This is a genomic window from uncultured Gemella sp., assembly GCF_963515875.1.
GTDB lineage: Bacteria > Bacillota > Bacilli > Staphylococcales > Gemellaceae > Gemella.
In genome coordinates, this window is record NZ_CAUPZX010000027.1 from 1 (window position 1) to 25,711 (window position 25,711).

General features: G+C 33.2%; 45 protein-coding genes. 7 read left to right on the forward strand and 38 right to left on the reverse strand.

The window, feature by feature from the left end:
- Positions 1-677 precede the first annotated feature (677 nt).
- The 38 genes from rplQ to tadA form a co-directional block, all read right to left on the reverse strand.
- A complete protein-coding gene (rplQ, locus tag RWL85_RS05580) occupies positions 678-1,046 on the reverse strand; it encodes a 50S ribosomal protein L17 (protein ID WP_003144119.1) in 369 nt (122 codons plus the stop codon).
- A 21-nt stretch (positions 1,047-1,067) separates the two neighbouring features.
- Positions 1,068-2,009, reverse strand: a complete 942-nt coding sequence (locus RWL85_RS05585) for a DNA-directed RNA polymerase subunit alpha (protein WP_314085894.1) — start codon at positions 2,007-2,009, stop codon at positions 1,068-1,070.
- Between the two features lie 35 nt (positions 2,010-2,044).
- Positions 2,045-2,434, reverse strand: a complete 390-nt coding sequence (gene rpsK, locus RWL85_RS05590) for a 30S ribosomal protein S11 (protein ID WP_003144405.1) — start codon at positions 2,432-2,434, stop codon at positions 2,045-2,047.
- A gap of 25 nt (positions 2,435-2,459) precedes the next feature.
- Entirely contained in the window at positions 2,460-2,825 is a 366-nt protein-coding gene (rpsM, locus tag RWL85_RS05595; RefSeq protein ID WP_003147638.1) for a 30S ribosomal protein S13, read from the reverse strand.
- A 22-nt stretch (positions 2,826-2,847) separates the two neighbouring features.
- Complete coding sequence (rpmJ, locus tag RWL85_RS05600) at positions 2,848-2,961, reverse strand: 50S ribosomal protein L36 (protein ID WP_003144208.1); 114 nt, start codon at positions 2,959-2,961, stop codon at positions 2,848-2,850.
- Between the two features lie 26 nt (positions 2,962-2,987).
- Positions 2,988-3,203 (reverse strand): translation initiation factor IF-1, encoded by a 216-nt coding sequence (infA, locus tag RWL85_RS05605; protein ID WP_003144387.1) that lies wholly within the window; start codon positions 3,201-3,203, stop codon positions 2,988-2,990.
- A 15-nt stretch (positions 3,204-3,218) separates the two neighbouring features.
- The gene (locus RWL85_RS05610; protein WP_314085957.1) at positions 3,219-3,872 is read right to left on the reverse strand and encodes an adenylate kinase; all 654 of its coding nucleotides are present in this window, start codon (positions 3,870-3,872) and stop codon (positions 3,219-3,221) included.
- A 5-nt stretch (positions 3,873-3,877) separates the two neighbouring features.
- A complete protein-coding gene (gene secY / locus RWL85_RS05615) occupies positions 3,878-5,182 on the reverse strand; it encodes a preprotein translocase subunit SecY (RefSeq protein WP_314085896.1) in 1,305 nt (434 codons plus the stop codon).
- A gap of 3 nt (positions 5,183-5,185) precedes the next feature.
- The gene (gene rplO, locus RWL85_RS05620; RefSeq protein ID WP_314085897.1) at positions 5,186-5,626 is read right to left on the reverse strand and encodes a 50S ribosomal protein L15; all 441 of its coding nucleotides are present in this window, start codon (positions 5,624-5,626) and stop codon (positions 5,186-5,188) included.
- Positions 5,627-5,657: 31 nt separating this feature from the next.
- The gene (rpmD, locus tag RWL85_RS05625; RefSeq protein ID WP_003144406.1) at positions 5,658-5,834 is read right to left on the reverse strand and encodes a 50S ribosomal protein L30; all 177 of its coding nucleotides are present in this window, start codon (positions 5,832-5,834) and stop codon (positions 5,658-5,660) included.
- 16 nt (positions 5,835-5,850) lie between these two features.
- Positions 5,851-6,348 carry a 30S ribosomal protein S5 gene (gene rpsE / locus RWL85_RS05630; protein ID WP_314085901.1) on the reverse strand — a complete coding sequence of 166 codons (498 nt, stop codon included), beginning with the start codon at positions 6,346-6,348 and terminating at the stop codon, positions 5,851-5,853.
- Positions 6,349-6,367: 19 nt separating this feature from the next.
- Complete coding sequence (gene rplR / locus RWL85_RS05635) at positions 6,368-6,724, reverse strand: 50S ribosomal protein L18 (protein WP_048802798.1); 357 nt, start codon at positions 6,722-6,724, stop codon at positions 6,368-6,370.
- 27 nt (positions 6,725-6,751) lie between these two features.
- On the reverse strand, positions 6,752-7,288 hold the full coding sequence (gene rplF, locus RWL85_RS05640) for a 50S ribosomal protein L6 (RefSeq protein WP_003147633.1): 537 nt from the start codon (positions 7,286-7,288) through the stop codon (positions 6,752-6,754).
- A gap of 23 nt (positions 7,289-7,311) precedes the next feature.
- Positions 7,312-7,707 carry a 30S ribosomal protein S8 gene (gene rpsH, locus RWL85_RS05645; RefSeq protein ID WP_314085903.1) on the reverse strand — a complete coding sequence of 132 codons (396 nt, stop codon included), beginning with the start codon at positions 7,705-7,707 and terminating at the stop codon, positions 7,312-7,314.
- Positions 7,708-7,739: 32 nt separating this feature from the next.
- On the reverse strand, positions 7,740-8,009 hold the full coding sequence (rpsN, locus tag RWL85_RS05650) for a 30S ribosomal protein S14 (protein ID WP_003144337.1): 270 nt from the start codon (positions 8,007-8,009) through the stop codon (positions 7,740-7,742).
- A 21-nt stretch (positions 8,010-8,030) separates the two neighbouring features.
- Positions 8,031-8,570 carry a 50S ribosomal protein L5 gene (gene rplE, locus RWL85_RS05655; RefSeq protein ID WP_314085905.1) on the reverse strand — a complete coding sequence of 180 codons (540 nt, stop codon included), beginning with the start codon at positions 8,568-8,570 and terminating at the stop codon, positions 8,031-8,033.
- Positions 8,571-8,601: 31 nt separating this feature from the next.
- Positions 8,602-8,907: a 50S ribosomal protein L24 gene (rplX, locus tag RWL85_RS05660; protein WP_003144415.1), complete on the reverse strand. Its 306-nt coding sequence runs from the start codon at positions 8,905-8,907 to the stop codon at positions 8,602-8,604.
- Between the two features lie 37 nt (positions 8,908-8,944).
- Entirely contained in the window at positions 8,945-9,313 is a 369-nt protein-coding gene (gene rplN / locus RWL85_RS05665; protein WP_003144098.1) for a 50S ribosomal protein L14, read from the reverse strand.
- A 39-nt stretch (positions 9,314-9,352) separates the two neighbouring features.
- Positions 9,353-9,616, reverse strand: a complete 264-nt coding sequence (gene rpsQ / locus RWL85_RS05670; protein ID WP_003144356.1) for a 30S ribosomal protein S17 — start codon at positions 9,614-9,616, stop codon at positions 9,353-9,355.
- Positions 9,617-9,631: 15 nt separating this feature from the next.
- Complete coding sequence (gene rpmC, locus RWL85_RS05675; protein ID WP_003147630.1) at positions 9,632-9,841, reverse strand: 50S ribosomal protein L29; 210 nt, start codon at positions 9,839-9,841, stop codon at positions 9,632-9,634.
- A complete protein-coding gene (rplP, locus tag RWL85_RS05680) occupies positions 9,841-10,266 on the reverse strand; it encodes a 50S ribosomal protein L16 (RefSeq protein WP_003144099.1) in 426 nt (141 codons plus the stop codon). Before rplP ends, rpmC begins: the two co-directional genes overlap by 1 nt.
- 3 nt (positions 10,267-10,269) lie before the next feature.
- Positions 10,270-10,923, reverse strand: coding sequence for a 30S ribosomal protein S3 (rpsC, locus tag RWL85_RS05685; protein ID WP_314085910.1), 654 nt, complete (start codon positions 10,921-10,923; stop codon positions 10,270-10,272).
- Between the two features lie 51 nt (positions 10,924-10,974).
- Positions 10,975-11,310, reverse strand: a complete 336-nt coding sequence (gene rplV / locus RWL85_RS05690) for a 50S ribosomal protein L22 (RefSeq protein ID WP_060914794.1) — start codon at positions 11,308-11,310, stop codon at positions 10,975-10,977.
- Positions 11,311-11,344: 34 nt separating this feature from the next.
- Entirely contained in the window at positions 11,345-11,623 is a 279-nt protein-coding gene (gene rpsS / locus RWL85_RS05695) for a 30S ribosomal protein S19 (protein ID WP_314085916.1), read from the reverse strand.
- An 87-nt stretch (positions 11,624-11,710) separates the two neighbouring features.
- A complete protein-coding gene (gene rplB, locus RWL85_RS05700) occupies positions 11,711-12,541 on the reverse strand; it encodes a 50S ribosomal protein L2 (RefSeq protein ID WP_003147626.1) in 831 nt (276 codons plus the stop codon).
- Between the two features lie 35 nt (positions 12,542-12,576).
- Positions 12,577-12,858, reverse strand: a complete 282-nt coding sequence (rplW, locus tag RWL85_RS05705) for a 50S ribosomal protein L23 (protein ID WP_003144216.1) — start codon at positions 12,856-12,858, stop codon at positions 12,577-12,579.
- Entirely contained in the window at positions 12,858-13,481 is a 624-nt protein-coding gene (gene rplD, locus RWL85_RS05710) for a 50S ribosomal protein L4 (RefSeq protein WP_048802796.1), read from the reverse strand. The genes rplW and rplD overlap by 1 nt, the downstream gene beginning before the upstream one ends.
- A 32-nt stretch (positions 13,482-13,513) precedes the next feature.
- Entirely contained in the window at positions 13,514-14,176 is a 663-nt protein-coding gene (gene rplC, locus RWL85_RS05715; RefSeq protein ID WP_003144195.1) for a 50S ribosomal protein L3, read from the reverse strand.
- A 19-nt stretch (positions 14,177-14,195) separates the two neighbouring features.
- Positions 14,196-14,504 (reverse strand): 30S ribosomal protein S10, encoded by a 309-nt coding sequence (gene rpsJ, locus RWL85_RS05720; protein WP_003147624.1) that lies wholly within the window; start codon positions 14,502-14,504, stop codon positions 14,196-14,198.
- A 346-nt stretch (positions 14,505-14,850) separates the two neighbouring features.
- Positions 14,851-15,237 (reverse strand): hypothetical protein, encoded by a 387-nt coding sequence (locus RWL85_RS05725; RefSeq protein WP_314085922.1) that lies wholly within the window; start codon positions 15,235-15,237, stop codon positions 14,851-14,853.
- A gap of 78 nt (positions 15,238-15,315) precedes the next feature.
- Positions 15,316-15,981 (reverse strand): HAD family phosphatase, encoded by a 666-nt coding sequence (locus RWL85_RS05730; protein ID WP_314085925.1) that lies wholly within the window; start codon positions 15,979-15,981, stop codon positions 15,316-15,318.
- Between the two features lie 210 nt (positions 15,982-16,191).
- Positions 16,192-16,842, reverse strand: coding sequence for a nitroreductase family protein (locus RWL85_RS05735; RefSeq protein ID WP_314085928.1), 651 nt, complete (start codon positions 16,840-16,842; stop codon positions 16,192-16,194).
- 252 nt (positions 16,843-17,094) lie between these two features.
- Positions 17,095-17,778, reverse strand: coding sequence for a hypothetical protein (locus RWL85_RS05740; protein WP_314085931.1), 684 nt, complete (start codon positions 17,776-17,778; stop codon positions 17,095-17,097).
- A 17-nt stretch (positions 17,779-17,795) separates the two neighbouring features.
- Positions 17,796-18,686: a DNA-processing protein DprA gene (gene dprA / locus RWL85_RS05745; RefSeq protein WP_314085933.1), complete on the reverse strand. Its 891-nt coding sequence runs from the start codon at positions 18,684-18,686 to the stop codon at positions 17,796-17,798.
- 12 nt (positions 18,687-18,698) lie between these two features.
- A complete protein-coding gene (locus tag RWL85_RS05750; protein WP_314085935.1) occupies positions 18,699-19,748 on the reverse strand; it encodes a competence protein CoiA family protein in 1,050 nt (349 codons plus the stop codon).
- 62 nt (positions 19,749-19,810) lie between these two features.
- On the reverse strand, positions 19,811-20,092 hold the full coding sequence (locus tag RWL85_RS05755; protein ID WP_314085938.1) for a hypothetical protein: 282 nt from the start codon (positions 20,090-20,092) through the stop codon (positions 19,811-19,813).
- A 42-nt stretch (positions 20,093-20,134) separates the two neighbouring features.
- Positions 20,135-20,950, reverse strand: coding sequence for a methyltransferase domain-containing protein (locus tag RWL85_RS05760; RefSeq protein WP_314085940.1), 816 nt, complete (start codon positions 20,948-20,950; stop codon positions 20,135-20,137).
- Between the two features lie 277 nt (positions 20,951-21,227).
- Positions 21,228-21,725: a tRNA adenosine(34) deaminase TadA gene (gene tadA, locus RWL85_RS05765; protein WP_399533662.1), complete on the reverse strand. Its 498-nt coding sequence runs from the start codon at positions 21,723-21,725 to the stop codon at positions 21,228-21,230.
- A gap of 214 nt (positions 21,726-21,939) precedes the next feature.
- Here tadA and RWL85_RS05770 point away from each other — a divergent pair, with 214 nt between their 5' ends.
- From RWL85_RS05770 to RWL85_RS05800, 7 genes are all read left to right on the forward strand, one after another.
- Positions 21,940-22,359 (forward strand): hypothetical protein, encoded by a 420-nt coding sequence (locus tag RWL85_RS05770; protein ID WP_314085941.1) that lies wholly within the window; start codon positions 21,940-21,942, stop codon positions 22,357-22,359.
- 436 nt (positions 22,360-22,795) lie between these two features.
- On the forward strand, positions 22,796-23,029 hold the full coding sequence (locus RWL85_RS05775; RefSeq protein ID WP_314085943.1) for a response regulator: 234 nt from the start codon (positions 22,796-22,798) through the stop codon (positions 23,027-23,029).
- Between the two features lie 107 nt (positions 23,030-23,136).
- Positions 23,137-23,481, forward strand: coding sequence for a winged helix-turn-helix domain-containing protein (locus RWL85_RS05780; RefSeq protein ID WP_314085945.1), 345 nt, complete (start codon positions 23,137-23,139; stop codon positions 23,479-23,481).
- Positions 23,465-24,394 (forward strand): HAMP domain-containing sensor histidine kinase, encoded by a 930-nt coding sequence (locus RWL85_RS05785; RefSeq protein ID WP_314085947.1) that lies wholly within the window; start codon positions 23,465-23,467, stop codon positions 24,392-24,394. Before RWL85_RS05780 ends, RWL85_RS05785 begins: the two co-directional genes overlap by 17 nt.
- 384 nt (positions 24,395-24,778) lie before the next feature.
- Entirely contained in the window at positions 24,779-24,955 is a 177-nt protein-coding gene (locus RWL85_RS05790; RefSeq protein ID WP_314085950.1) for a class IIb bacteriocin, lactobin A/cerein 7B family, read from the forward strand.
- A 2-nt stretch (positions 24,956-24,957) separates the two neighbouring features.
- Entirely contained in the window at positions 24,958-25,134 is a 177-nt protein-coding gene (locus RWL85_RS05795; RefSeq protein WP_314085952.1) for a hypothetical protein, read from the forward strand.
- Positions 25,135-25,169: 35 nt separating this feature from the next.
- Positions 25,170-25,301: a hypothetical protein gene (locus tag RWL85_RS05800; protein ID WP_314085955.1), complete on the forward strand. Its 132-nt coding sequence runs from the start codon at positions 25,170-25,172 to the stop codon at positions 25,299-25,301.
- The last annotated feature ends 410 nt before the right edge of the window (positions 25,302-25,711 follow it).

Below are 25,711 nucleotides of genomic sequence, written 5' to 3' on the forward strand. Positions count from 1 at the left end.
GACGTATTCCAATCAGCTTCAGCTATCGCCTTGCTTCTTGGTACGTCCTTGCGTACGTTGTACGTAATGTATGCTAATTCATAATTTTCAAATTCTACTTTGTCACTTCGCAAGTTGGAACTAAAAATTTCTTACGTCTCTTCATTCCTTAGAAATTTAGTTCCTTTTGCGTATTTTGCATGTAATGATTTTTACGAATCAAAGATTCTAAAAATCACAACACTGCCTCGCAGTAGACGTATTCCAATCAGCTTCAGCTATCGCCTTGCTTCTTGGTACGTCCTTGCGTAGGTTGTACCTAACGTATTCTATTTCATAATTTAAAATTCTACATTGCCACTTCGCAGTGGTTGCTTACCAATCACTGCGTTCTTGGAGCAACTGTGCGTATTTTGCACGTAAGGATTTCGTCGTGCCTTTGGCACTAGAAATCCAAACGTGCAAAATAAAAAAGACTACCTTGCCTGGTAATCTTTTAAAGTATAATTAGATTTAATTTTTAAAGGGACAAAAGGGTACCCTAGCTATATGCTAGGATACATTAGAGCTAGACGACGTAGCCTTTTCCTACGCATTTCAAGCACTCTTTTGCCAAAAAAATTAGTTTAAATTCTTGTTGTATGTGTTGTTTAGTTGTGTGTGTATGTAGTATGTTATTGTTGTATGAAAAATTTATATTAAACTAATTCTATAATAGCTGTTTCTGCACCGTCACCTTTACGTGGTCCAACACGTAGAATACGAGTGTATCCACCATTACGGTCTGCATATTTAGGTGCTACTTCTTCAAATAATTTTTTAAGAGCTAATTGACTCTTACCTTCTTCAGTTGCTACTGCAACAGGTTGGATGAATTTAGCTGCATTACGTCTTGCTGCTAGATCACCTTTTTTACCTAATGTAATCATTTTTTCTGCTAATGAACGAACTTCTTTCGCTCTTGTAACAGTTGTTTCAATTCTACCGTGTACTAGTAGAGCAGTTACTAAGTTTCTTAACATCGCTTTACGGTGAGCTGATGTACGTCCTAATTTTCTGTAACCCATTAGTGTGCCTCCTTGTTAGTATTATTCTTCTTTGAATCCTAGTTCTAACTCTTGAAGTTTAATTTTAACTTCTTCTAGAGATTTACGACCTAAGTTTCTTACTTTAATCATTTCTTGTTCTGTTTTGTTAGCTAATTCTTGTACTGTGTTAATTCCTGCACGTTTTAAGCAGTTGTAACTACGTACTGATAAATCTAACTCTTCAATTGTCATTTCTAACATTTGAACTTTGTTATCTTCTTCTTTAGCTACCAATATTTCAGCAGCTTTTGCTTCTTCAGACATTTCCATAAATAATTCTAAGTGTGAAATTAGAATTTTTGATGCTAATGCTAAAGCGTCGTTAGCTGTAATTGAACCATTAGTAGTAACATCTAAGATAAGTTTATCAAAGTCAGTACTTTGACCTACCCTTGTTTTTTCTACTGTATAGTTAACTTTTGATACTGGTGTGTAAATTGAATCGATTGGAATAACTCCGATTGGTAAGTCACGTTTTTTGTTTCCATCAGCTGGTACAAATCCACGTCCTTTTCCAACATAAATAATCATTTCAAATTGTCCACCTTCAGATACTGTTGCAATGTGTTGATCAGTATTTACTACTTCGATATCAGAATCGATAGCGATGTCTGCTGCTGTAACAACTGCAGGTCCTTTAACACTGATTGATACTTGTTTTTCTTCTTCAGAATGAACTACAAACGCAATGTTTTTAACGTTCATAATGATTTCAGTAACATCTTCTACAACACCCTTAATTGCTTGGAATTCGTGTTGAACTCCTTCAATATCGATGCTTCTTGCTGCTGCTCCTGGTAATGATGAGATTAACATTCTTCTCAATGAATTACCTAATGTAGTTCCATATCCACGTTCAAGTGGTTCAACTACAAAGCGACCAAATCTTTTATCTAATGATTCTTCAATGATTTGAATTTTTGGTTTTTCTATTGCTAACATTATGTTAAACCTCCTAAATTTTGTCTATGTTAATATTATACACGACGACGTTTAGGTGGGCGACATCCATTGTGAGGAACTGGAGTTACGTCTTTGATTGATGTAACTTCTAATCCAGCTGATTGTAAAGCACGAATAGCTGCTTCACGTCCTGCACCTGGACCTTTAACTGTTACATCTACATATTTCATTCCGTGTTCCATAGCTTGTTTAGCTGCTGCTTCACTTGCCATTTGTGCTGCGAATGGAGTAGATTTTCTAGAACCTTTGAATCCTAACGCTCCTGCACTTGACCATGATACTGCATTACCATGTTCATCTGTAATTGTTACTATTGAGTTGTTGAATGTAGAACGAATGTGTGCAACACCATTTTGTATATTTTTTTTCACACGACGTTTACGTGATTGTTGTTTACGAGCCATAGTTGTGTTTCTCCTCCTATCCTAATTATTTTTTCTTGTTCGCAACTGTTTTCTTAGGACCTTTACGAGTACGAGAGTTGTTCTTAGTATTTTGCCCTCTTACTGGAAGTCCACGACGGTGACGGATTCCTCTGTAACATCCGATTTCCATTAGACGTTTGATGTTTAATGAAACTTCACGACGTAAGTCACCTTCTGTTTTGTAGTTATCTACGATTTCACGAATTTTATCTAGTTGTTCACCTGTTAAGTCTTTAACTCTCACATCTTCAGAAACTCCAGCTTCTTTTAAGATTTTTTGAGAAGTTTTTAAACCTATACCATATACATAAGTTAGTGATATAACAACGCGTTTTTCACGTGGAATATCGACTCCTGCTATACGTGCCATTAAGTTTGCACCTCCTAATTAATTATCCTTGTTTTTGTTTATGTTTTGCGTTTTCGCAAATCACTAATACTTTACCACCACGACGAATTACTTTACATTTGTCACAGATCTTTTTCACTGATGGTCTTACTTTCATCGTTATTTCCTCCTTGAGTTTATAACTTACTTGAATCTATAAGTTATTCTACCTTTTGTCAGGTCATACGGACTCATTTCTACTGTAACTTTATCACCTGGTAAAATTCTTATATAATTCATTCTGATTTTTCCAGAAACATGAGCTAAAATAATATGACCATTTTCTAATTCTACTTTAAACATTGCATTCGGCAAGTTTTCTACTACTAAACCTTCTACTTCAATGACATCTTTTGCCATACTTTTCCTCCCTGACTATTTCAGTTTGTCTAATATATTTTGTACATCTTGGAAAACTACTTTGATGTCTTGGTCACCATTAACATTTTCGACTACACCTTCTTTTTGACTATAGAAGTCTAAAAGTGGTTTTGTTTGTTTAATGTTAACTTCTAAGCGATTACCAACTGTTTCTTCGTTGTCATCACTTCTTTGGTATAGTTCACCACCATCATTATCACAAACACCATCAACTTTTGTAGGGTTGAAAATTAAGTGATAAGTATTTCCACATTGTTTACAGATTCTTCTACCTGTTAATCGAGGTAACAGAATAGTTGGATCTACATCGATATTTAATACTTTATCGATTTTTCTATTAGTTTTTGCTAAAATTTGATCAAGGGCTTCAGCTTGTTCTACTGTTCTTGGAAAACCGTCAAGTAAAAAGCCTTCTTTTGCATCTTCTTGATTCAATCTTTCTTCAACTAATCCTATAGTTACACTGTCAGGAACAAGTTGTCCTTTATCAATATAACTTTTTGCTTCTTTTCCAAGCGGAGTCTCATTTTTAATAGCAGCTCTAAACATATCTCCAGTAGAAATATGCGGAATTGGATAATTCGCTTTAATTTGCTCTGCTTGAGTACCTTTACCCGCTCCTGGTAATCCCATTAAAATAATATTCATCATAATTATTTACCACCTTTTCGTCCTGTAATAAAACTTCTATAGTTCTTCTCTGTTAATTGAGAATTAAGTTGTTTAACTGTCTCTAGTGCAACACTGACAACAATTATTAAACTTGTACCACCAATTTGAACAGATGCTGGTAATTTAGCAATGCTTGTGAATATTGTTGGAAGAACCGAAACAGCTGCTAGGAATATTGAACCTACAAACGTTAGTCTGTATAAAATACCTGTAATGTATTGTTCAGTTTTTTTACCTGGTCTAACCCCTGGAACAAAACTTCCTTGTTTTCTTAAATTATCAGCCATTTTTTCTGGGTTAACTTGAACCATTACATAGAAGTAACAGAACGCAATAATTAATACTACGTATAATGTTAATCCTAGAACATGACTGAAATCGAAATATGATACAATTTTTTGTAACTTTTCGTTATTAGGTGCGAATATCGCAATAGTTCTAGGTAATTGTAAGAATGCGATTGCGAAGATTACTGGGATAACCCCGGCACTGTTCACTTTAAGAGGCAAGTAAGTTGATCTTGCTCCTAACATTCTACGACCTGCTCTCTGTTGAGAGTATTGAATAGGAATTTTACGTATTGCTTCTTGCATATATACAACCGCAGCAACGATACCTATTACAATAATTGCTACAATAACAACTTTTAAGATTGCTAATGTAAGGTTTTCAGCATCTTTAATTTGAGATTCATATACTTGAATGAATTCCATTGGTAAACGAGCAATAATTCCCGCTAAGATAATGATAGAAACACCATTACCAACACCGTATTGAGATATCTGATCACCTAACCATAGTAATAATGCTGTACCAGCAGTTAAAACTACAGCTACTGTAATGAATCCTAGAATTGAAGTATCTTTAATTAATCCATGATAGGCATTATTAAATCCATACGACATAATAAGCGATTGGATAAAAGCTAAGATAATTGCTAAGACTCTTGTTAATTTTTGTGTTTTCTTCTGACCTACTTCACCTTGTTTTGACCACTCAGTTAATGTAGGAATAACATCCATTTGCATAAGTTGAATTACGATAGAGGCTGTGATATATGGCATGATACCCATCGCAAACACAGAAAACTGTTGTAAAGCTCCTCCTGCAAATGTGTTAAAAATTCCGAATAATCCTGCTGCGTCTTGACTTTTAAGAACATCAGCATCTACTCCAGGTATCGGTAAATATGAACCGATACGGAATAGGAATATACCGAATAAGGTAAATAAAATTTTGTTACGAGTTTCTTTAACTTTAAATAGATTTAGTGATGCACTAAACATATATTATAGCACCTCGCAAACTCCTCCAGCTGCTTCGATAGCTTCTTTTGCTGAAGATGAGAATTTGTGCGCTTGAACAGTTAATTTTTTCTCTAATTTACCGTTAGCTAATACTTTAACACCTGAAAGTTCTTTTTTAATAACTTTAGTTTCTAATAATAGAGCAGGTGATACTACAGTACCATCTTCAAATTTGTTTAAGTCGTCAAGATTTATAACTGCAAATTCTTTTCTATTTACATTGTTAAATCCACGTTTTGGAATACGTCTGAATAATGGGTTTTGTCCACCTTCAAATCCTGGGCGAACTCCACCTCCACTACGTGCTTTTTGTCCTTTTTGACCACGTCCTGAAGTTTTACCATTTCCTGATCCAATCCCACGACCTACTCTGTTACGCTCTTTACGAGAACCTTCAACTGGTTGTAATTCATGTAATTTCATTTAGACTAGCACCTCCTTGTATTAATAATTCTTATTTTTCTTCTACTGTTACTAAGTGTGAAACTTTGTTGATCATTCCACGAATCGCAGCGTTATCTTTGTGTTCTACTGTTTGGTGCATTTTTTTAAGACCAAGAGCTTCAACAACTTTTCTTTGATTCTTTGGACGACCAATAGTACTACGAGTTAGGGTTACTTTTAATGTCATGTTCTTTTCCCTCCTCTTATCCTAATAATTCTTCCACAGATTTACCACGTAAAGCTGCTACGTGTTCTACTGTTTGTAATCTTGTTAATCCTTCGATTGTAGCACGAACCATGTTAACTGGTGTGTTTGAACCTAGAGATTTTGATAAGATATTTGAAATACCTGATAATTCTAATACGGCACGAACTGGTCCACCAGCGATAACCCCTGTACCAGGTGCAGCTGGTTTAATTAATACTGAACCTGCTCCAAATTGCCCGATGATTTCGTGAGGTATTGTTCCATTAACTACTGGTACAGTAATTAAGTTATGTTTTGCAGCTTCAACTGCTTTTTTGATTGCATCTGGTACTTCTTGAGCTTTACCTGTACCAAATCCTACGCGACCATTTTTGTCACCTACTACTACTAAAGCAGAGAAACGGAAACGACGTCCACCTTTAACAACTTTAGCTACACGGCGAATGGCAACTACGCGTTCTTCAAATTCTTTTTTGATTTCTTCTTGACGCATCTACTTATTTCCCTCCTTATTAGAATACAAGTCCGTTTTCACGTGCTGCTTCAGCTAATGCTTTAACACGTCCGTGATATAAGTATCCTCCACGGTCGAAAACAACTTTTTCAATTCCTTTAGTTTTAGCTACTTCTGCGATTAATTTTCCAACTTCTTTAGCTGCTTCTACACTTGATTTTGAAACATTTTCAAGTTTTAATGAAGAAGCTTGTGCTAATGTAACACCTTTAGTGTCATCAATAATTTGTGCGTAAATGTTTGTGTTTGAACGGTATACGTTTAAACGTGGAACTTCTGTAGTCCCTTGAACTTTAACACGTACTCTTGCGTGTCTTTTTTTACGAACTTTATTTTTGTCAAGTTTCGTAATCATATTTGAAACACTCCTTTCTGTTATCTATTATTTACCAGTTTTTCCTTCTTTACGGCGAACATATTCACCAACGTAGCGAATACCTTTACCTTTATAAGGTTCTGGAGGACGTACTGCACGAACTTTAGCTGCGTATTGTCCTACTACTTCTTTGTTAATACCTTCGATACTAACTTTAGTGTTTCCTTCAACACCTAATGTAATTCCATCGATTTCTTCGAATTCAACTGGGTGAGAATATCCAACACTTAGTACTAGTTTTTTACCTTGCATTTGAGCACGGTATCCAACCCCGATTAATTCAAGTTCTTTTTTGAATCCAGCAGATACACCTTCAACCATGTTTGCTAAAATAGCACGAGTTGTTCCGTGTACTGTACGGTGACGTTTAGAGTCTGATGGACGTACTACTGTGATTTCACTTCCTTCAATGTTGAAAGTCATGTCTTTATCAAATTGTTGTTTTAATTCACCTTTAGGTCCTTTAACTGTTGCGAAGTTATCAACGATGTTAACTTCAACCCCTGCAGGTACTGTAATAACTTTATTACCTATACGTGACATTTAATTGGCACCTCCTTATAATATTACCAGATGTAAGCTAATACTTCTCCACCTGTGTTATTTTTACGAGCAACTTTATCTGTTACAACTCCATTTGAAGTTGATACGATTGCTATTCCTAGTCCGTTTAATACTCTTGGCAGTTCATCTGCTTTAGCGTAAACACGTAAACCAGGTTTTGAAATTCTTTTAATTCCTTTAATTACTCTTTCACCTTTTGAGTATTTAAGAGTAAGTTTAAGTTTTCCTTGTTTGTTATCTTCAATGTATTCTACATCACTGATAAAACCTTCTTGTTTTAATATTTCTGCAATTTGCTTTTTAATATTTGACGCAGGTAATTCTAATGTTTCGTGTTTAACCATGTTAGCATTACGAATACGTGTTAGCATATCTGCGATAGGATCTGTCATTGTCATTAGGATAAATCCTCCTTTCTTCTACTAATATATTACCAACTTGCTTTTTTAACTCCAGGAATTTGTCCTTTATAAGCTAATTCACGGAATTTAATACGGCTGATTCCAAATTTTCCAATGTATCCGTGAGGACGTCCAGTTATGCTACAACGATTGTGTAAACGAGCTGGAGCTGAGTTTTTTGGAAGTTTGCTAAGTCCGATGTAATCACCTTTAGCTTTTAATTCCGCTCTTTTAGCTGCATACTTGTCAACTAATTTTTGGCGTTTTAATTCACGCTCTACCATTGCTTTTTTAGCCATGTGTCTTTTACCTCACCTTTCTTATTTTGCGAATGGCATACCACATAGTGTTAATAACTCACGAGCTTCTTCATCTGTGTTAGCTGTTGTTACTATAACGATGTCCATACCACGTACTTTACTTACTTTATCGTAATCAATTTCAGGGAAAATTAATTGTTCTTTAACACCTAGTGTGTAGTTACCACGACCATCGAATGCTTTTTTAGAAACACCGTGGAAGTCACGTACACGTGGAAGTGCTACAGTTACTAATTTATCGAAGAATTCATACATTCTTTCTCCACGTAAAGTAACTTTAGCCCCGATAGGCATACCTTCACGAAGTCTGTAAGTAGCGATTGATTTTTTAGCTCTTGTTACTAATGGTTTTTGACCAGAAATTAAAGCTAATTCTGCTACTGCGTTGTCTAGGGCTTTAGAGTTTTGCACTGCATCACCTACACCCATGTTTATTACGATTTTTTCAATTTTTGGTACTTGCATTACACTGCTGTACTCAAATTTTGTCATTAATTCTTTTGTTATCTCAGATTTAAATTTATCTTCTAAACGAGCCATCTAAAATAGTGCCTCCTTTCTTCAACTATTATTATATTTCTTTTCCTGATTTTACAGCGATACGTACTTTCTTACCATCTTTTGTTTCGAAACGTACTCTTGTTGCTTTTCCAGTTTCAGGATCTTGTAACATTACGTTTGATACGTGAATTGCTGCTTCTTTTTCAACGATTCCACCTTGTGGAGCATCTTGAGAATTTTTAACGTGTTTTTTAATGATGTTAACACCTTCTACAACAACACGATCTTTTTTAGGTTGTGCTTCGATTACTGTACCAACTTTACCTTTGTCTTTACCAGTAATTACTACAACTTTATCACCTTTTTTAATGAACATTTCTTGTTAACCTCCTTCTTTACTGTACTTTTATTTATTATAATACTTCTGGAGCTAGTGATACGATTTTCATGTAGTTACCGTCTCTTAATTCACGAGCAACTGGTCCGAAAATACGTGTACCACGTGGGCTCTTATCATCACGGATAATTACACAAGCATTTTCATCAAATTTAATATATGAACCGTCGTTACGACGAGCTCCTGTTTTTGTACGAACGATTACGGCTTTAACTACTTCACCTTTTTTAACAACTCCACCTGGTGTTGCTTTTTTAACAGAACATACAATTACGTCACCAATGTTAGCAACTTTACGTCCTGAACCACCTAGAACTTTAATTGTTAAAACTTCTTTTGCTCCTGAGTTATCAGCCACTTTTAAGCGTGTTTCTTGTTGAATCATGCGCTTTTTGCCTCCTTCTTAGGGTTTATCCTAGTTTTATTAGATTATAACTGCTTCTTCTACTACTTCTACTAAACGGAAGTTTTTAGTTGCAGATAATGGACGAGTTTCCATTATTTTAACGATATCATTTAATTTAGCAACATTGTTTTCATCATGTGCTTTGAATTTTTTAGAATATTTTACACGTTTACCGTATAGAGGATGTTTTTTGTAAGTTTCTACTAAAACTGTGATTGTTTTATCCATTTTATCAGAAACTACTTTTCCAACGTAAACTTTTCTATCATTTCTCTCAGTCATGTTTGCCTCCTATTATTATTTATTCGCTAATTCTCTTTCGCGAATAACAGTTTTCATACGAGCGATTGATTTTCTAACTTGACTAATACGAGCTGTATTTTCTAATTGACCAGTTGCCAATTGGAAGCGTAAGTTGAAAAGCTCTTCTTTTAATTCTTTGATTTTTGCTTCTAACTCTTGTGAAGTTAATTCTCTAATCATTGATTTGAATTCATTTGTTTTCATTATGCTTCACCACCTGTTTCTTCACGTTTTACAAATTTACATTTAACAGGTAACTTATGAGATGCAAGTCTTAGAGCTTCACGTGCAACTTCTTCACTTACTCCAGCAACTTCGAACATCACTCTACCTGGTTTAACGATTGCAACCCATCCTTCTACTGCACCTTTACCAGATCCCATACGTACTTCTAATGGTTTTTTAGTGTAAGGCATGTGAGGGAAGATCTTAATCCAAACTTTACCACCACGTTTCATATAACGAGTCATCGCTATACGAGCAGCTTCTATTTGACGAGAAGTAACTCTTGCTGCAGTAGTTGCTTGTAATCCAAATTCACCGAAATCTACTACATTTCCGCCTTTAGATTTACCTTTTGTTGATTGTCTGTGTTGACGACGATATTTAACACGTTTAGGCATTAACATAAATTAGTTACCTCCTTTTTCAGATTTTCTAGTTGGTAATACTTCACCACGGTTAATCCAAACTTTAACTCCAAGTTTACCATAAGTTGTATCTGCTTCTTCGTGAGCGTAATCGATGTCTGCTCTTAATGTGTGTAGTGGCACTGAACCTTCTGAATAGTGTTCTGCACGAGCGATATCTGCTCCACCAAGACGTCCTGATACTTGAGTTTTAATTCCTTTAGCTCCTGCTCTCATAGCTCTTTGGATAGCTTGTTTTTGAGCACGACGGAATGATACACGAGCTTCTAATTGACGAGCAATGTTTTCAGCTACTAATTTAGCGTCGATATCAACTTTTTTGATTTCAACTACATTAATGTGTACTCTTTTTCCAGTTAATTTGTTTAATTCTAATCTTAATTTATCGATCTCAGCACCACCTTTACCGATAACCATACCTGGTTTACCAGTGTGTACTGAAATGTTTACTTTCTTATCAAATCTTTCAATTTCTACTTTAGAAACTGAAGCGTCTTTTAATTGTTTACTGATGAACTCACGGATTTTGAAATCTTCGTGTAAGTTAGCAGCGAAATCTTTTTCCGCATACCATTTTGAATCCCAATCACGAATAACTCCAACACGTAAGCCTATTGGATGTACTTTTTGACCCACAGTTTGTAGCCTCCTTTAACTAGTTTAGCTTTTATAATTTCTTAATTTTTATTATTTGTTATCACTTAAAACGATAGTGATGTGACTTGTTCTTTTGTTGATTGAACTTGCAGCACCTTTTGCTCTTGGACGGAATCTTTTAAGAGTTGGTCCTTCATTTGCAAATGCTTGTGATACTACTAAGTCTTCTACATTCATTCCATAGTTGTGTTCAGCGTTAGCAGCAGCTGATTTGATTACTTTAGCTACTGGTAAAGAAGCTGATTTAGTTGTGAATTCTAAAATTCCTAATGCTTCGCCCACTTTTTTTCCACGTACTAAGTCTAATACTAGTCTTACTTTACGAGGAGCAATGCGGACTGTCTTAGCCATTGCTTTTGACTCCATGAATGTGCCTCCTTGATTTTACTAATTTCTATAATTATCTTCTTGTTTTTCTGTCGTCTGCTACGTGACCTTTGTAAGTTCTTGTTGGTGCAAACTCACCTAATTTGTGTCCTACCATATCTTCAGTCACATATACAGGTACATGTTTTCTTCCGTCATATACTGCAAAAGTAAGTCCTATGAATGTTGGGAAGATTGTTGAACGACGAGACCAAGTTTTAATTACTTGTTTCTTTTCTTGTTCGCTCATTTTTTCAACTTTTGCTAATAAGTGGTGATCAGCGAATGGTCCTTTTTTTAAACTACGAGCCATTGTGTTATCTCCTTTCCGATACTTTGCATACTTAAGGTTTTGGTAAAGAGCACTTGCTCCTCACCAACTGACCTTTGTTTAATTTTATTATTTAGTTCTAGCACGTACGATAAATTTGTTTGAACGAGCTTTTTTAGAACGAGTTTTCTTACCAAGAGTAGGTTTACCCCATGGTGACATTGGTGATTTACGTCCGATTGAAGTACGTCCTTCACCACCACCGTGTGGGTGATCGTTCGGGTTCATAACAGATCCACGTACAGTTGGTCTTTTACCTAACCAACGAGTTCTACCGGCTTTACCGATATTTACTAGTCCGTGTTGTTCGTTACCAACTTCACCGATTGTAGCACGGCAAGTTGCTAAGATCATTCTTACTTCTCCTGATTTAAGACGTACTAATACGTATTTACCTTCTTTACCAAGTACTTGAGCACTTGCTCCAGCAGAACGTACTAATTGTCCACCTTTACCAGGTTTAAGTTCGATGTTGTGAATTAATGTCCCTACAGGGATGTTTGCTAGTGGTAATGCATTACCAACTTTAATATCAGCAGTTTCACCAGATACTAAGATTTGTCCTACTTGTAATTCTTTAGGAGCGATGATGTATCTTTTTTCTCCATCTACATAGTGTAATAGAGCGATGTTCGCTGAACGGTTTGGATCGTACTCAATTGTAGCAACTTTTGCTGGTACGTTGTCTTTATTTCTCTTGAAGTCAATAATACGGTATTGTTTTTTGTGTCCTCCACCGTGGTGACGAACTGTAATTTTACCTTGGTTATTTCTTCCCGCTTTTTTCGGTAGCGGCGCTAATAATGACTTTTCTGGTTTGTTAGTTGTAATTTCTGCGAAATCTAATGATGTCATGTTACGACGACCGTTAGTTATAGCTTTATATACTTTAATTGCCATTTGTCATTTTTCCTCCTTAGTGGTTTTTGTTATTCTTAAGCGAATAATCCTTCGATTGTTTGTCCTTCTGCTAACTTAACGATTGCTTTTCTACGTTTGTTAGTGTATCCACCGTATCTTCCAACACGACGGAATTTTGGTTTGTAGTTCATTACGTTTACTTTCTCAACTTTAACTCCGAAGATTTCTTCGATAGCTTGTTTAATTTGAGTTTTGTGAGCGCGTGTGTCTACTAGGAAAGTGTATTTATTTTCTTGCATTAATAAATAACTTTTTTCAGTTAGTACTGGGCGTTTGATAATATCGCGTGCTTCCATTATGCTAATACCTCCCCAACTTTTTCTACTGCATCTTTAGTGAATACAACTTTGTTGCTTCCTAAGATATCTAATACGTTAAGACCAGTTGTTTCTACGAATTCAACTCCTGGAATATTTCTTCCTGATAAAACAGTATTTTCTTCTAGTTCAGTAACTACGAATAATACTTTTTTCTCTAGGCTAAGGTTTGATAACATTTCTTTAAAGTTTTTAGTTTTAATTGTATCAAATGATAAACTTTCTAATGCAAATACTTCGTTAGCTGCTACTTTAGAAGATAAAGCAGAACGTAATGCTAAACGACGCATTTTACGAGGCATTTTGAAGCTGTAGCTACGTGGTGTAGGTCCGAATACAATTCCACCTCCACGCCATTGTGGTGAACGGATAGATCCTTGACGAGCACGACCTGTTCCTTTTTGACGCCATGGTTTGCGACCACCACCTGAAACTTCAGAACGTCCTTTTGTTTTGTGTGTACCTTGACGAAGTGATGCTCTTTGTAAAGTTACAGCTTGGAATAAAACGTGTTGATTTGGTTCAATTCCGAATACTGCTTCATTAGCTTCAACTGCACCAACTTTAGTACCGTCTTGTTTAAATAAATCTAATTGTGGCATTATCTAATTTCCTCCTTCCGTATATTTTCCGATTATTTACCAGATTTAACTGCTGATTGGATTTTTACGAAGCTTTTCTTAGATCCTGGAATACATCCTTTAACTAGGATTAATCCATTTTCTACATCTACGCTTACGATTTCTAAGTTTTGAGTAGTAACTGTAACTCCACCCATTTGACCTGGTAATGCTTTACCTTTGAATACACGGTTAGGTGCTACAGGTCCCATTGACCCAGGACGACGGTGGTAACGAGAACCGTGAGCCATTGGTCCGCGGCTTTGTCCATGACGCTTGATTGCCCCTTGGAATCCTTTACCTTTACTTACTCCTGTTACGTCAACTAAGTCCCCTGCTGCAAAAATATCAACTTGGACTTCTTGACCTACTTCATAATTAGCAACTTCTGCATCTCTGATTTCGCGTACGAAACGTTTTGGAGCAGTGTTAGCTTTATCTGCGTGACCTTGTTCAGGTTTGTTCGCAACTTTTACTAAACGGTCTTTACGTTCTTTATCGTAAGGACGTTTATCGTCGAATCCTAATTGGATTGCGTTGTATCCTTCAACTTCTTCTGTTTTCTTTTGTAATACGACGTTACCTTTCGCTTCAACTACTGTTACTGGGATTAATTCTCCATTTTCAGCGAAGATTTGAGTCATACCTACTTTTCTTCCTAAGATACCTTTGGTCATCGAAAGTCACCTCCTATAATTATAATTTTAATTCGATGTCAACACCTGATGGTAAGTTTAAGCTGATTAAAGCGTCAACTGTTTTTTGTGTTGGTTCAATAATATCGATTAGGCGTTTGTGTGTACGTTGTTCGAATTGTTCACGGCTATCTTTGTAAATGTGAACTGAACGTAAAATTGTGTATACTGCTTTTTCTGTTGGTAATGGAATTGGTCCAGAAACTTTTGCTCCAGAACGTTTTGCAGTTTCAACAATTTTCTCTGCACTTTGATCTACTAATCTGTGATCATATCCTTTAAGACGAATACGAATTTTTTGTTTTGCCATCATTTCTCCTCCTATACATTTATTCGCCGCTATCTAGTAGCGACTTCTCCACGAAAGTTCTCCAGCACGCCATGCCATGGCAAAGCGGCCGGGCGTGTCAGTAACCTTTCGCTTCAACGCAAGTCTTTTTCAAGACCAACATTAATTATTATACATGGTAAAAGCATATATTGCAAGTGTTTTGTTGAAAAAAATTTAAAAAATTTTATGAATATGTTTTCTTTTTTTAGGGCTATTTTCTTTATCCAATATGGACTATATTATATAGAAGAAAAAAATTATTTTTCTCTTTAAAAAATAAAAGAACTCAGAGTTTTTACACCCTAAGTTCTTTTAAAATCTTATTTTATTTTAACGGTAAAATATTATATTGAATTTCTAGATCAGATGATAATAAATGAGATACTTTACAACGTAATTTAATATTATCTAGTACACCTTGTCTATCTCCTGCTGCTAGTTGTTCTTCTGTTCTATCTACATGAACATTAGCTACAATTTTTTTATTATCGTAATCTACAACCAATTCAGTTTCAATTACTAAATCTACTAATTCGTATGCTCTGAAGAAATATCCTTTTGCACACATACTAACACATCCATTGTATGCTGTAGCAAATAGATCCATCGGACCATCTTTACTTTCTTCTATAAACATTTTATATTCTCCACCAAGTGGTGTTGTTGCATATGAAGTAAAACCTTCTTTAATTTTTAAATTAGACGTATACATAACTGTCTCCCTGTGTATATTTGATTTTAAGATTACTCTTAATAATCTTATTATACTCCGCTAAATAGTTTTTGTATACTAATCCCTCTCAACAATTGACTTTATTGTTTGAACAAGATCCACATCCTTGTATTTATAATTTACACCTGAAAAATCCATGTACTTTGTTATATCATTCGTTTGAACTATAAGTGTCGCGCCTGATGATGCAGCTCCTAACGCCCCCGGACGCGAATCTTCTATAGCTATCGTATTTTTTATATCAGCACCTAACTTTTCTGCAGCCAACAAATAAATATCTGGAGCAGGTTTAGGATTAACTACATCTTCCTTAGTAGCAATAGCAGAAATATATTTATCAAAACCTTTTCTTTGAAGCCCAGTTTCAATATGTTCTCTTTTCCCGTTTGAAGCTACAGCCATCTTAATACCTTTATCATGAAGGTACTCCATCACTTCAGCAATACCCGGCAATACTGGAGCATTATGATAATTATCCAATATACGTTTTGTTATTTCTTCTTCGAATTTATCATACTCCTCACTAGGCATACCATACTTTTGGTTATAATACCTTTTACTAGTTTCTTCATTTGTTCCAGAAACATTTTGTATATAATCCATTTTATCAAGTTTTTGACCTAATACTTCCTCTGTTAAATCACGCATATTTTCATAATATACCTTTTCTGTATCTACTATTGTTCCATCAAAATCAAAAATTACCGCTTCTAATTTATCCACTACAAATCTCCTTTTTATCATCTATACATATACTTACTATTTTATAATGTAACCAAAAAAAATCAAAATAATATGGACTCAAAACAAAAGAGTAGCTAGAAAGCATCAACATCTTCAATATCAACACTATCAAACTACTCTTTATTAATCTTTTTATTACTTCTAAGAAATATATTTAAAAACTACATAAATCTAGCACTTTCACTTTGTTTATTCAAATCTAACCAATTTTTCCGCTCTTAACCTTACTGTAGGTCTCCCATCTTTTTCTTTTTTTCCTATCGCTATAAGCATTACTGGAATCAAATTCTCTTCTAGTTCAAATAATTCTGCTACTCGCTCTCTTATGAAGCCACCTATAATATTAGTGTCATAACCTTTAGCTCGGGCAATATTTGCAAACTGCATAGTCCAAAGCCCACAATCAAAATATACACCTTCTCTATTCTTATCAAGCGGTAAACTTTCTAACTGAGGACCCATCCCTTCCTCAAAACCATCTTTAACTTCTTTTGTCATGTAGCCTTTTTCTACAGCTTCTCCATATATTTCATCAAACTTGCTATAATAATTCAAATCACCTAATACGATAATCATTGCTGCAGAAGTATCATTTTGAATTTTATTAAAATTAGCACTACCTAATTTCTCTTTACCCTCTTGTGTATCCACAACAATATATCTCCAAGGTTGCAAATTGCAAGATGAAGGAGCTGTATTCGCTTCATCTAACATCTCTATAATTTCTTCACGCTTCATTTTACTACTCGGATCAAAATACTTAACCGATTTTCTTCCTTTTATTACATCAAAAAACTCTGGACTTTTCTTACCTAATAGTGTATTAAAAAAGTTTCTCACTTATCTTCTCCTTCTATAAATCTATTTTATATATTCTCTCCGTAAAATCACCTTCTGACCTTAAACAACTTGTAAATTATACTATACTTGATAATTTCTATCAACTAATACAGCTTATAATATAAAAATTAAACAAGTAGCTAATATTATTCCAATCAGCTACTTGCTTTAAACAATAATTTTATATCGTAATAACAATGCGTTCCTTTTACACATTATCAAATTTTCTATTATAAAATTTATCATAATTCTCTATTTCCCTAATAATACATCCACAATCATCTTTGGTTTAGTAACCATAAGAAGATGATCTGACTCCTCTATTTGTGTATAATTCATCCCTACCAATTTAAAGTAAGAAAAAACTATAAGTTTATTAAATACATTCCTACTTCTTTTCAATAGTTGTAAATTATCTACCCCCGCATATAAAGATAAATAATCATACTCTATCTGCGAGTTCGGTCTTACCATATATTCACTACCTTCTTTTCTAAGTTTTCTTAGGATTAACTCCACTAAAAACTCATCTTGCCTCTCTTCTACACTAAGTGTCTTTGATAGATATTCTTCTTTACTAGTGAACTTTATCTCTGGTTCAAAATATGTTTTTAACACCGATTCAGGAGGTATAGGTTCTAAGCCCTCGATGATAATTAGATTAACACCATCAAGGTACTCACTAAAAATCTCTAAACCGTTAAGTAAAACGACCGTACCATAAGAAGCAGTTACTATATAACCTCCTCTTCTTACATTCGTCATTTTATTTAATAGTACCTTCTCAATTTCCTTTTTTGATATAGATTTAAAACTCTCTTCGGTAAATTCAATAAAATCAAAGGTTTGGTCTGGTATATTTTCTAAGACTCTCGCCCAAATATATCTATCCCAACCTAGTGGATTAATAAATAAGATATCCGTCACTCTAATCATCCTTTCAAATATCTACACTAAAATCCTAATTCATTACCAAAATCCTCTAATTTATTTACAAGTATCGCCCCCTCTTTAATGTACTCATTCATCGCATAACTCATCTTATCGCCAAATTTCCCCGGTAGGCAGAATACATCAGAACCTATATCCAAGGCGAAATCTATCGTTCTTTGCGTTCCGCTTCTCTTCGCTGCTTCCGTCACTAAAAGTGCACATGACAATCCAGCGACAATCCTATTTCTTTCTAAAAACTTATATTTTCTAATAGGAGAAGTTGGGAAATACTCAGATATAATAAGATGGTTTCTTTCTAACTCTTTATAGAGTTTATAACTTTGTTCTGGATAAATAATATTGTGCCCATGAGCTATTACACCTATAGTGTATCCTTTACTATTTATAGCCCCCTCATGAGCAAGACTATCAACCCCAGTCGCAAGACCACTTACTATTACAAAGTTATTCATCGTTAAATATGGCACTATACTATTGAGAGCATCATTAGAATATGATGTGTTATTTCTGCTTCCTACTATAGAAATCTTTCTTCTAAAAAGCAATATATCTTTATTACCTCTATAAAATATAACAAATGGATAATCATAAACCCTAAATAATTCCTTCGGATAATACACATCATCACAAAACATATATTTCACATTATAAAATTCAAAATAACTCTCAAAATCAAAGTCCATATTATTATGAAGCTTAGTATAAATCTCTTCAGCATTATCTCCAAAATATATAGCTAGCTCCGGTATAGATAATTTCAAAATCTTTTCTATACTATTTAAATCTTTAAATACCCTGTGCATCTTTAAAGTCGTAACTTTCTCTATAGCTATTAAAGAAAGCAACACTCTTTTTTGTTCATCTGTAAAACTTTCAATATACTCCCCCATAATTTTATCCTCTTATTTGACATTTTCAACTAATAGAGCATAATACTCTTTAAATACTTTTAAGAAAATTTCCCCTTGTTGAACATTATTAATATAAATACTATCTTTAAATTCTATAATATTGCTCATTATTCTTATAAGTTCCGAGTAACTTTTACCTTCATTATAGAACCTATACATCAAACCTTGCCAGTAAATAAGCGGTGTTCTTATAAGGACTTGCTCCAGCATATTAACACCTATAATTTCTGGTATGTTATTCAGCTCAATATGCTGATTATAAAACATACTCAAAACTTTATTTTTTACTGTCTTATCATATTTAATTTGTTCATATACATAATTTTCAACATCAGATGGATATATTTTTGACGTTAAGTCTTTATCTAATAGTTTCAAGTCCAGCGGTACATCAAACTCATCAATACTTAATGCAGTCTTTATACAAACAGCATTTCTTTTCTTCAAATTATGAGCCCAAATTTGATAAAACTCAAATTTTTTATTTATATTATCCCAGCCATAAAAGAATACCTTACCTTGATAATAATTCAAAAAATTATCCACAAATGGCGCATACCTAATATAGCTTATACCATCATAACTCTTTAACTCTTTTATGAATTTGTTTGTGTCTATTAACCAAATTAATTTTAATCCTGCCTTCATATACCCTTTAGTTCTAGCTTTGATAAGTTCAAAAGGAATAACCGACCTTTGATACTCAAAAGCAATACTATTATCTTTAATAAAAACATCTGCTATTTGAATATCATTTTTTTCCCCTGTTTTAAAAATATGTTCGACTTCTACATTACGATATTTCTTTCTGAAATGCTCATAAAGATCCTTCTTCGCCTCTAAATGCTCACTGCTTTCTTTCTTATATGTTTCAAACTCACAAGAGCAGTTTTTAGCATGTGCAAAATGCGATTGAATCTTTACTCCTTTTTTGAATATAACCTTGCCCCCACATATCGGACAATGATACTCCTTATTTTTTTCTATATCATTATCCAACGCATTAAAAACTTCATCCTCACTATCGTATGCTACGTACATAATATTTCTCCTTTTTTGTACTACACTACCAAACTACTAACGCCCACTATTCAATTGTCAAATCACTTTATATATCTATATTTTCGATAAATGAATCCATCAATTTCTATCTCCACAAAATTCGTAAGATCCACTCCAAAAATTTCTTCCACCTCATTATCACTATCCACTAAATATATTCTTCCATCTCTTTCACAAAGATAATAATTAGTTTGACGAATACTAGCCTCTCTCATAAGATATGTATCTTCTTCATTTAACGAAAAATCAAGACACTTCTTGTACCATGGACTCTTTGCATGTTTTTTAACCTCAACAACATGATCATATTTTGTAGTATTCATATCATAACCCTCCTCTTTTATTATTTCCCCTTACTAAATACTCTACTTTTTACAAACTAAAAGTTCCAAATCTATCGTAATTTCTTTCAGTTTGTTAATATCATCTGCTGCAATAACTTTTGAAAATGTTAAAGGGGTCATCTTAAGAAAATTCTGCGCTTGTTCCTTAGTCAGCTTAAATGTATCGCTCACAGTAATTCTATCCACGACTGTACAATTATCCTCAATTAACTTCACGGTATCACTATTAGTATATTCCTTACCGCCAATCAACTCTCTAATCTCTCTAAGGTAGTTTGCGTTCGGAATAATTTTTATCAAGTATCCATTATCACCTAACACTCTGAAGAACTCCTCATAATTAGCTGGCGTTAATATGTTAAGAATACACGAGACACTACCATCTTTAAAAGGTAGATTAGCTAAGTTAGCCACCATATAAGGGTTTAATTTGTCTTCTTTAACAGCAAGCTCAATCGCATCCTTACTATTATCTAAACCGTAAAAATATTTCTCAGGAAATACTGTTTTTAATTCCTTGATGTAATATCCTTCTCCACATCCTATATCTAGCACAACATCCTTAGAATATTTTCCTACTAAATTTTGAATGTTTTTTAATACATTTGTGTAAAAACCATTACTAAAAACCTCGTTACGAGCCATAAATAGCTCTTCACTGTATTTTGTCGGTTTGTAGTTATTAATCAAATGAATATATCCTTTTTTAGAAAAATCATAGCGGTGGTTATCATCACAAACTAAACTAATATTTTCTATATATGATTCGGATAAACACTTAGGACACAAGTATATTTTCTTCCGATTAAACTTCTTTATTACATTTTCTATTTTCATTAGAACTCCTCTATACTTTCTATGATTATTGTATCAAATTTTTTAAAATAATGATAGCGAAAAACAGTTGAAAAATTAGAAATTTTCGTCTTTTTTAGATTTCTTCTTTAGTTTATTTTTAATAAGTAACTATTTATTTTATTACTATATATTAAAACAAAAATGACGACACAATTCTTTGGAATATTCTTATCGTCATTATGTTTATATATTATTATCTTTAATTATTTTATATTTATACTTTAAAAAAATTTAAATTTATAAATATATTGAATGTTTATTTCTTTTTCTTCTCTCTAAGTTCCTTAAAGAAGCTCTTCATAAGCATAGAGCACTCTTCTGCCAACACCCCAGAGATAACTTTAGCCTGATGATTAAATTTATTCTCACCTACTAAATCAATGCAACTACCACAACAGCCATATTTAGGGTCACTCGCACCATAAATAACATTTTCAACTCTAGCTTGAACAATTGCCCCACTACACATAACACAAGGCTCAACAGTAGTATATAAATAACTATTGTCAAGTCTCCAAAAACCCTGTTTTTCACAAGCTTCTTTTATAACTAACATTTCTGCATGATTCAATGCCTGTTGATTTTCTTCACGAGTATTATGAGCCTTCGCAACAACCTTACCATCAATAACCAACACAGCTCCTATCGGAACCTCTCCTTTTGCGTACGCTCTCCGCGCTTCTTCTAGCGCCATCTCCATATAATAAGAATGATCTTTCACACCACTACATCCTTCCGCAAATATTATGTTCATTTTATTATATCATATTTAGAAATTATTGGGGATAAAAAAGAAATAGTATAGAAATTGTTTTATCATCTGAATTTCAAAAAGTCAACCTCTCTATAATTCGACTTTCTAATATCTGTGAATGAAAAGTGATAATGTCTTAAATAGAGAAAAGGGAAAATGTCCCAATGCAATAAAAATATATTATAATAAAATCATAATATTCGGAGGAAATAAAATGACAGATGTTATCACAAAACAACGTGCAGCTTCTCTTCTCAATATAACTGAAAAACAAATTAATCGGTTAATAAAAGTGGCTGAAACAGAAGGGGCTACTGGTTTTATTCATAAAAACACTGGCATCTCACCTAGTAATAAAATCCCTGATTCTATCAAACATCAAATAGTCTCTTGGTATAAAGATACTTACTATGATTTTTCTTTCTCACATTTTTGTGAAATACTTCATGATGAAAAAAATATTAAAATTAGTCGAACTTCTGTAGCTAAAATCTTATTTGATGCTGATATTGTCTCTCCTAAAGCTACTAAAAAAACTAAAGCTTTAATGAAACGTAGAATTAAACAAAAGAATACTCCTTCTATTCACTCTACTCAAAGGGATAAACTCTACTTCTATAGAAACTACCCCTAATTTATCTAATGTCCATCCTAGTAGATCTAGAAAAAAATATTTTGGAAAACTTCTTCAAATGGATGCGAGTATTCATAAATGGTTTGACAATAAAACAACTTCTCTTCATATCGCTATCGATGATTCTACTGGTATGATTGTCGGTGCTTACTTTGATGAATAGGAGACTCTAAAAATATATATCTAAAATTGATAATTCGATAGCTAAAGGTGATTTCGATAATCTTTAGTATAGGCAAAAAGAATGATTAAAATAAGGCTTCGCTTTTTTTATCATTCTCTTTTGGCTCATCCAAGTGATAGCGCGGAAGGGCTTCTACATATTCTTATTTTTAAGGATTTTTTTTCGCTATTTTTTATTTGTAATTTAGGACATTTTCCCTTTTGCTTGACAGGAAGCTATTATATATAAAAATAAAGTAAGGAGTGTTGAGAAATGAGACTATTACTAGCAGAAGATGGAAGAGACTTAGCAGATGCTCTAGAAGCGATGCTAAAACATAATAATTATTCGGTAGATACAGTTGATAATGGTCAGGATGCATTAGATTATCTGGTGCTTGATGACTATGATGGAGCTATATTGGATGTTATGATGCCGAAGATGGATGGAGTAACAGTAGTTAAAAAATTGAGAGAAAATAAAAAAATACACCTGTACTACTATTAACGACGAAATCAGAAGTAGAAGATAAAGTATATGGTCTTGACAGCGAGGCTAACGATTATTTAACAAAACCATTTGTTATTAAAGAATTACTAGCACGTGTAAAATCTATGACAAGAAGACAGGCAACATTTACGAGTAATGTTCTTGAATTAGGAAATATTAGTTTGAGTAAATATACTTTCGAGTTATCTACTGATAAAGATAAAGTAAGACTATCAAATAAAGAATATCAAATGATGAAAATGCTAATGCGTAATCCGGGGAATGTTATTCAAACAGAACAATTTCTAGAAAGAATTTGGGGTTATGATAGTGATTCAGAGATTAATGTAGTTTGGGTTAACATTTCTTACTTAAGAAAAAAACTGAAAGCATTAGATGCTAATATTCAAATTAAAGCAACTAGAAATGTTGGATATACATTGGAGATAGTCGATGTTCAAGGGTCTTAGAAGAAAATTTGTTGCTTCAGCAGTAATTAGTGGTGCAGTAATTATAACCTTAATGGCAGTAACTCTAAATTTTATTAACTATTATAAGTTGGAGCAACGAATAGATGAAACACTACATGAAACGGCAAAATCACAAACATTAGTTGCCCTGTTCAAAGAAGGTGCAGAAAATGATTTAGTGATAACTAAAAATACATCTAGCGCTACTGATTCAACAGGTTTTTCTGTAGCGAAAGTAGATTCTGAAGGGAAGATCAAAAATTCTTATCGAGATGATGCTTTGATTTCGTCGCAGAAAGATTTGCAAAGTTATATTGATAAAATATATACTAATGGACAAGAGAGTGGTTTTATAGAAAGTTATCGATATTTAATAGCAGAAACTAAGACTGGAAATGTTATATTGTTTTTAAATTGTCAAAGAGACTTAGAGTCTTATTATTCATTTGTTAGAAATACAATAATCATATCTTCTATAGTTATCTTATCTGTACTTATAATTATTGTAATGGTATCAAAAAAAGTAATAGCACCAATCCAACAGAGTTATGTAAAGCAAAAGCAATTTATTACAGATGCTAGTCATGAATTAAAAACACCATTAGCTATTATTAGTTCCAATACCGATGTATTAGAACTTGAGCATGGTAATTCTAAATGGACTAAAAATATTCAAAATCAAGTAGAACGTCTAACTAGTCTTGTTAATAGCTTAGTCGCTTTTAGTAGAATGGAAGAAAAAGATACAGTAGAAAGAGTGAAGTTCGACTTGACAAATACGTTAAAATCTCGTATAAATAATTTTAATGAATTAGCTAATTTCCAAAAGAAATTCATTGCTACAGATATTGACAGTAATCTTTATTATAACGGAGATCAACAAGCAATAATTCAACTAATAAAGCTAATGTAAAAAAAGGAGATTTACGAGAAGTATTCGATAGATTTTATCGTTTAGATGAATCAAGAAATAGCCACGTTAAAGGATACGGTATTGGTTTATCTATGGCTCAAGTAATTGCTGAAAAACATAAAGAAGTAATAAAAGCGTATGCTCCAGAAGATGGAATTTTCAGTATAGAAACGCATTTTACGCTAGATGAGAAGAAATAATATAAAAAGTAAAACTGATTTTAAAAAAGTTTTTAAGTCAGTTTTATTTTTTAAGATAAAATTTAAAAAAGTGACCGTTCAAGTAAAAAAATTGACCATTCAGGAAAAAAAACAACAAAAAATATTTAAATAGTCTATAATAAAAAGTGTAAGCTTACAGAATAAAGTTTAAGGAGAATACTACATGAAATTAGTACAAATAAATACAGATGAATTAGAAAAAATAAATGGAGGAGCGATTCCAGCAATTATATTAGGCGGATTAGCTATATATGGAACAATAGAAGCGGCATTTAGTTTATATGATAAGGTAAACTTAGCATATAATAGTTATAGAAATGGATATTATGGAGGAAGATAGAAATGAATAAGGGAACAAAAATTTACAGATTATCAGAAAAAGAACTTTTGGATATTTCAGGAGGGGAAGGGAGTTTTGATAATTTTATAGTATGGTTTTTTACAGGATTAGGAAAAAGTAGTAGAATGCATGCTGATAGATGTGCTACTCATGGCTATAGATTTTGTCAACCAGTATAAGAAAAGAAGTGAATAATATGTATGATAAGATAGTGATGAAATATAAAAAATCTGTAACAATATTACTTGTTATAGGAATTATCGTAACTTTAGCAAGTCTAATGGATAAGGTAGAACTAGCTTATTCGAGTTATAAGGCGGGTTATTATACAGAGAAAGTTAAGTAAATATATAATTTTATAGCTATGAAATAAGGTATTAGTAACTCTATAAAAGAAAATAATATTAAAAGTAAAGAGTCTAAGATAGGGGATATTTCAGATATTATGTGAAATATATCCTTGAAAAACTTATTTGCTACAGCAATAAAAAATAAAGTAAAATATATTTAAGAATTTTAAATGTAGATTAAATGAATTATAAAAGTTTTAATAAATAATATAAAAGTAAGAGTAAGAGGGAAAATAGTTTGATATCAAATTATTTTCCCTCTTACCGGGAGTGTGAATAAAACTCTGTAAATTCTTTATGTGGTTGTATACTAAATCCGGGGCATGGAAAAAATTCCAGCCCCGGATTTCAATTTTTATATACAAAAAGACAAATATCCAATATAATTAAGGTGTACAAAAATAAT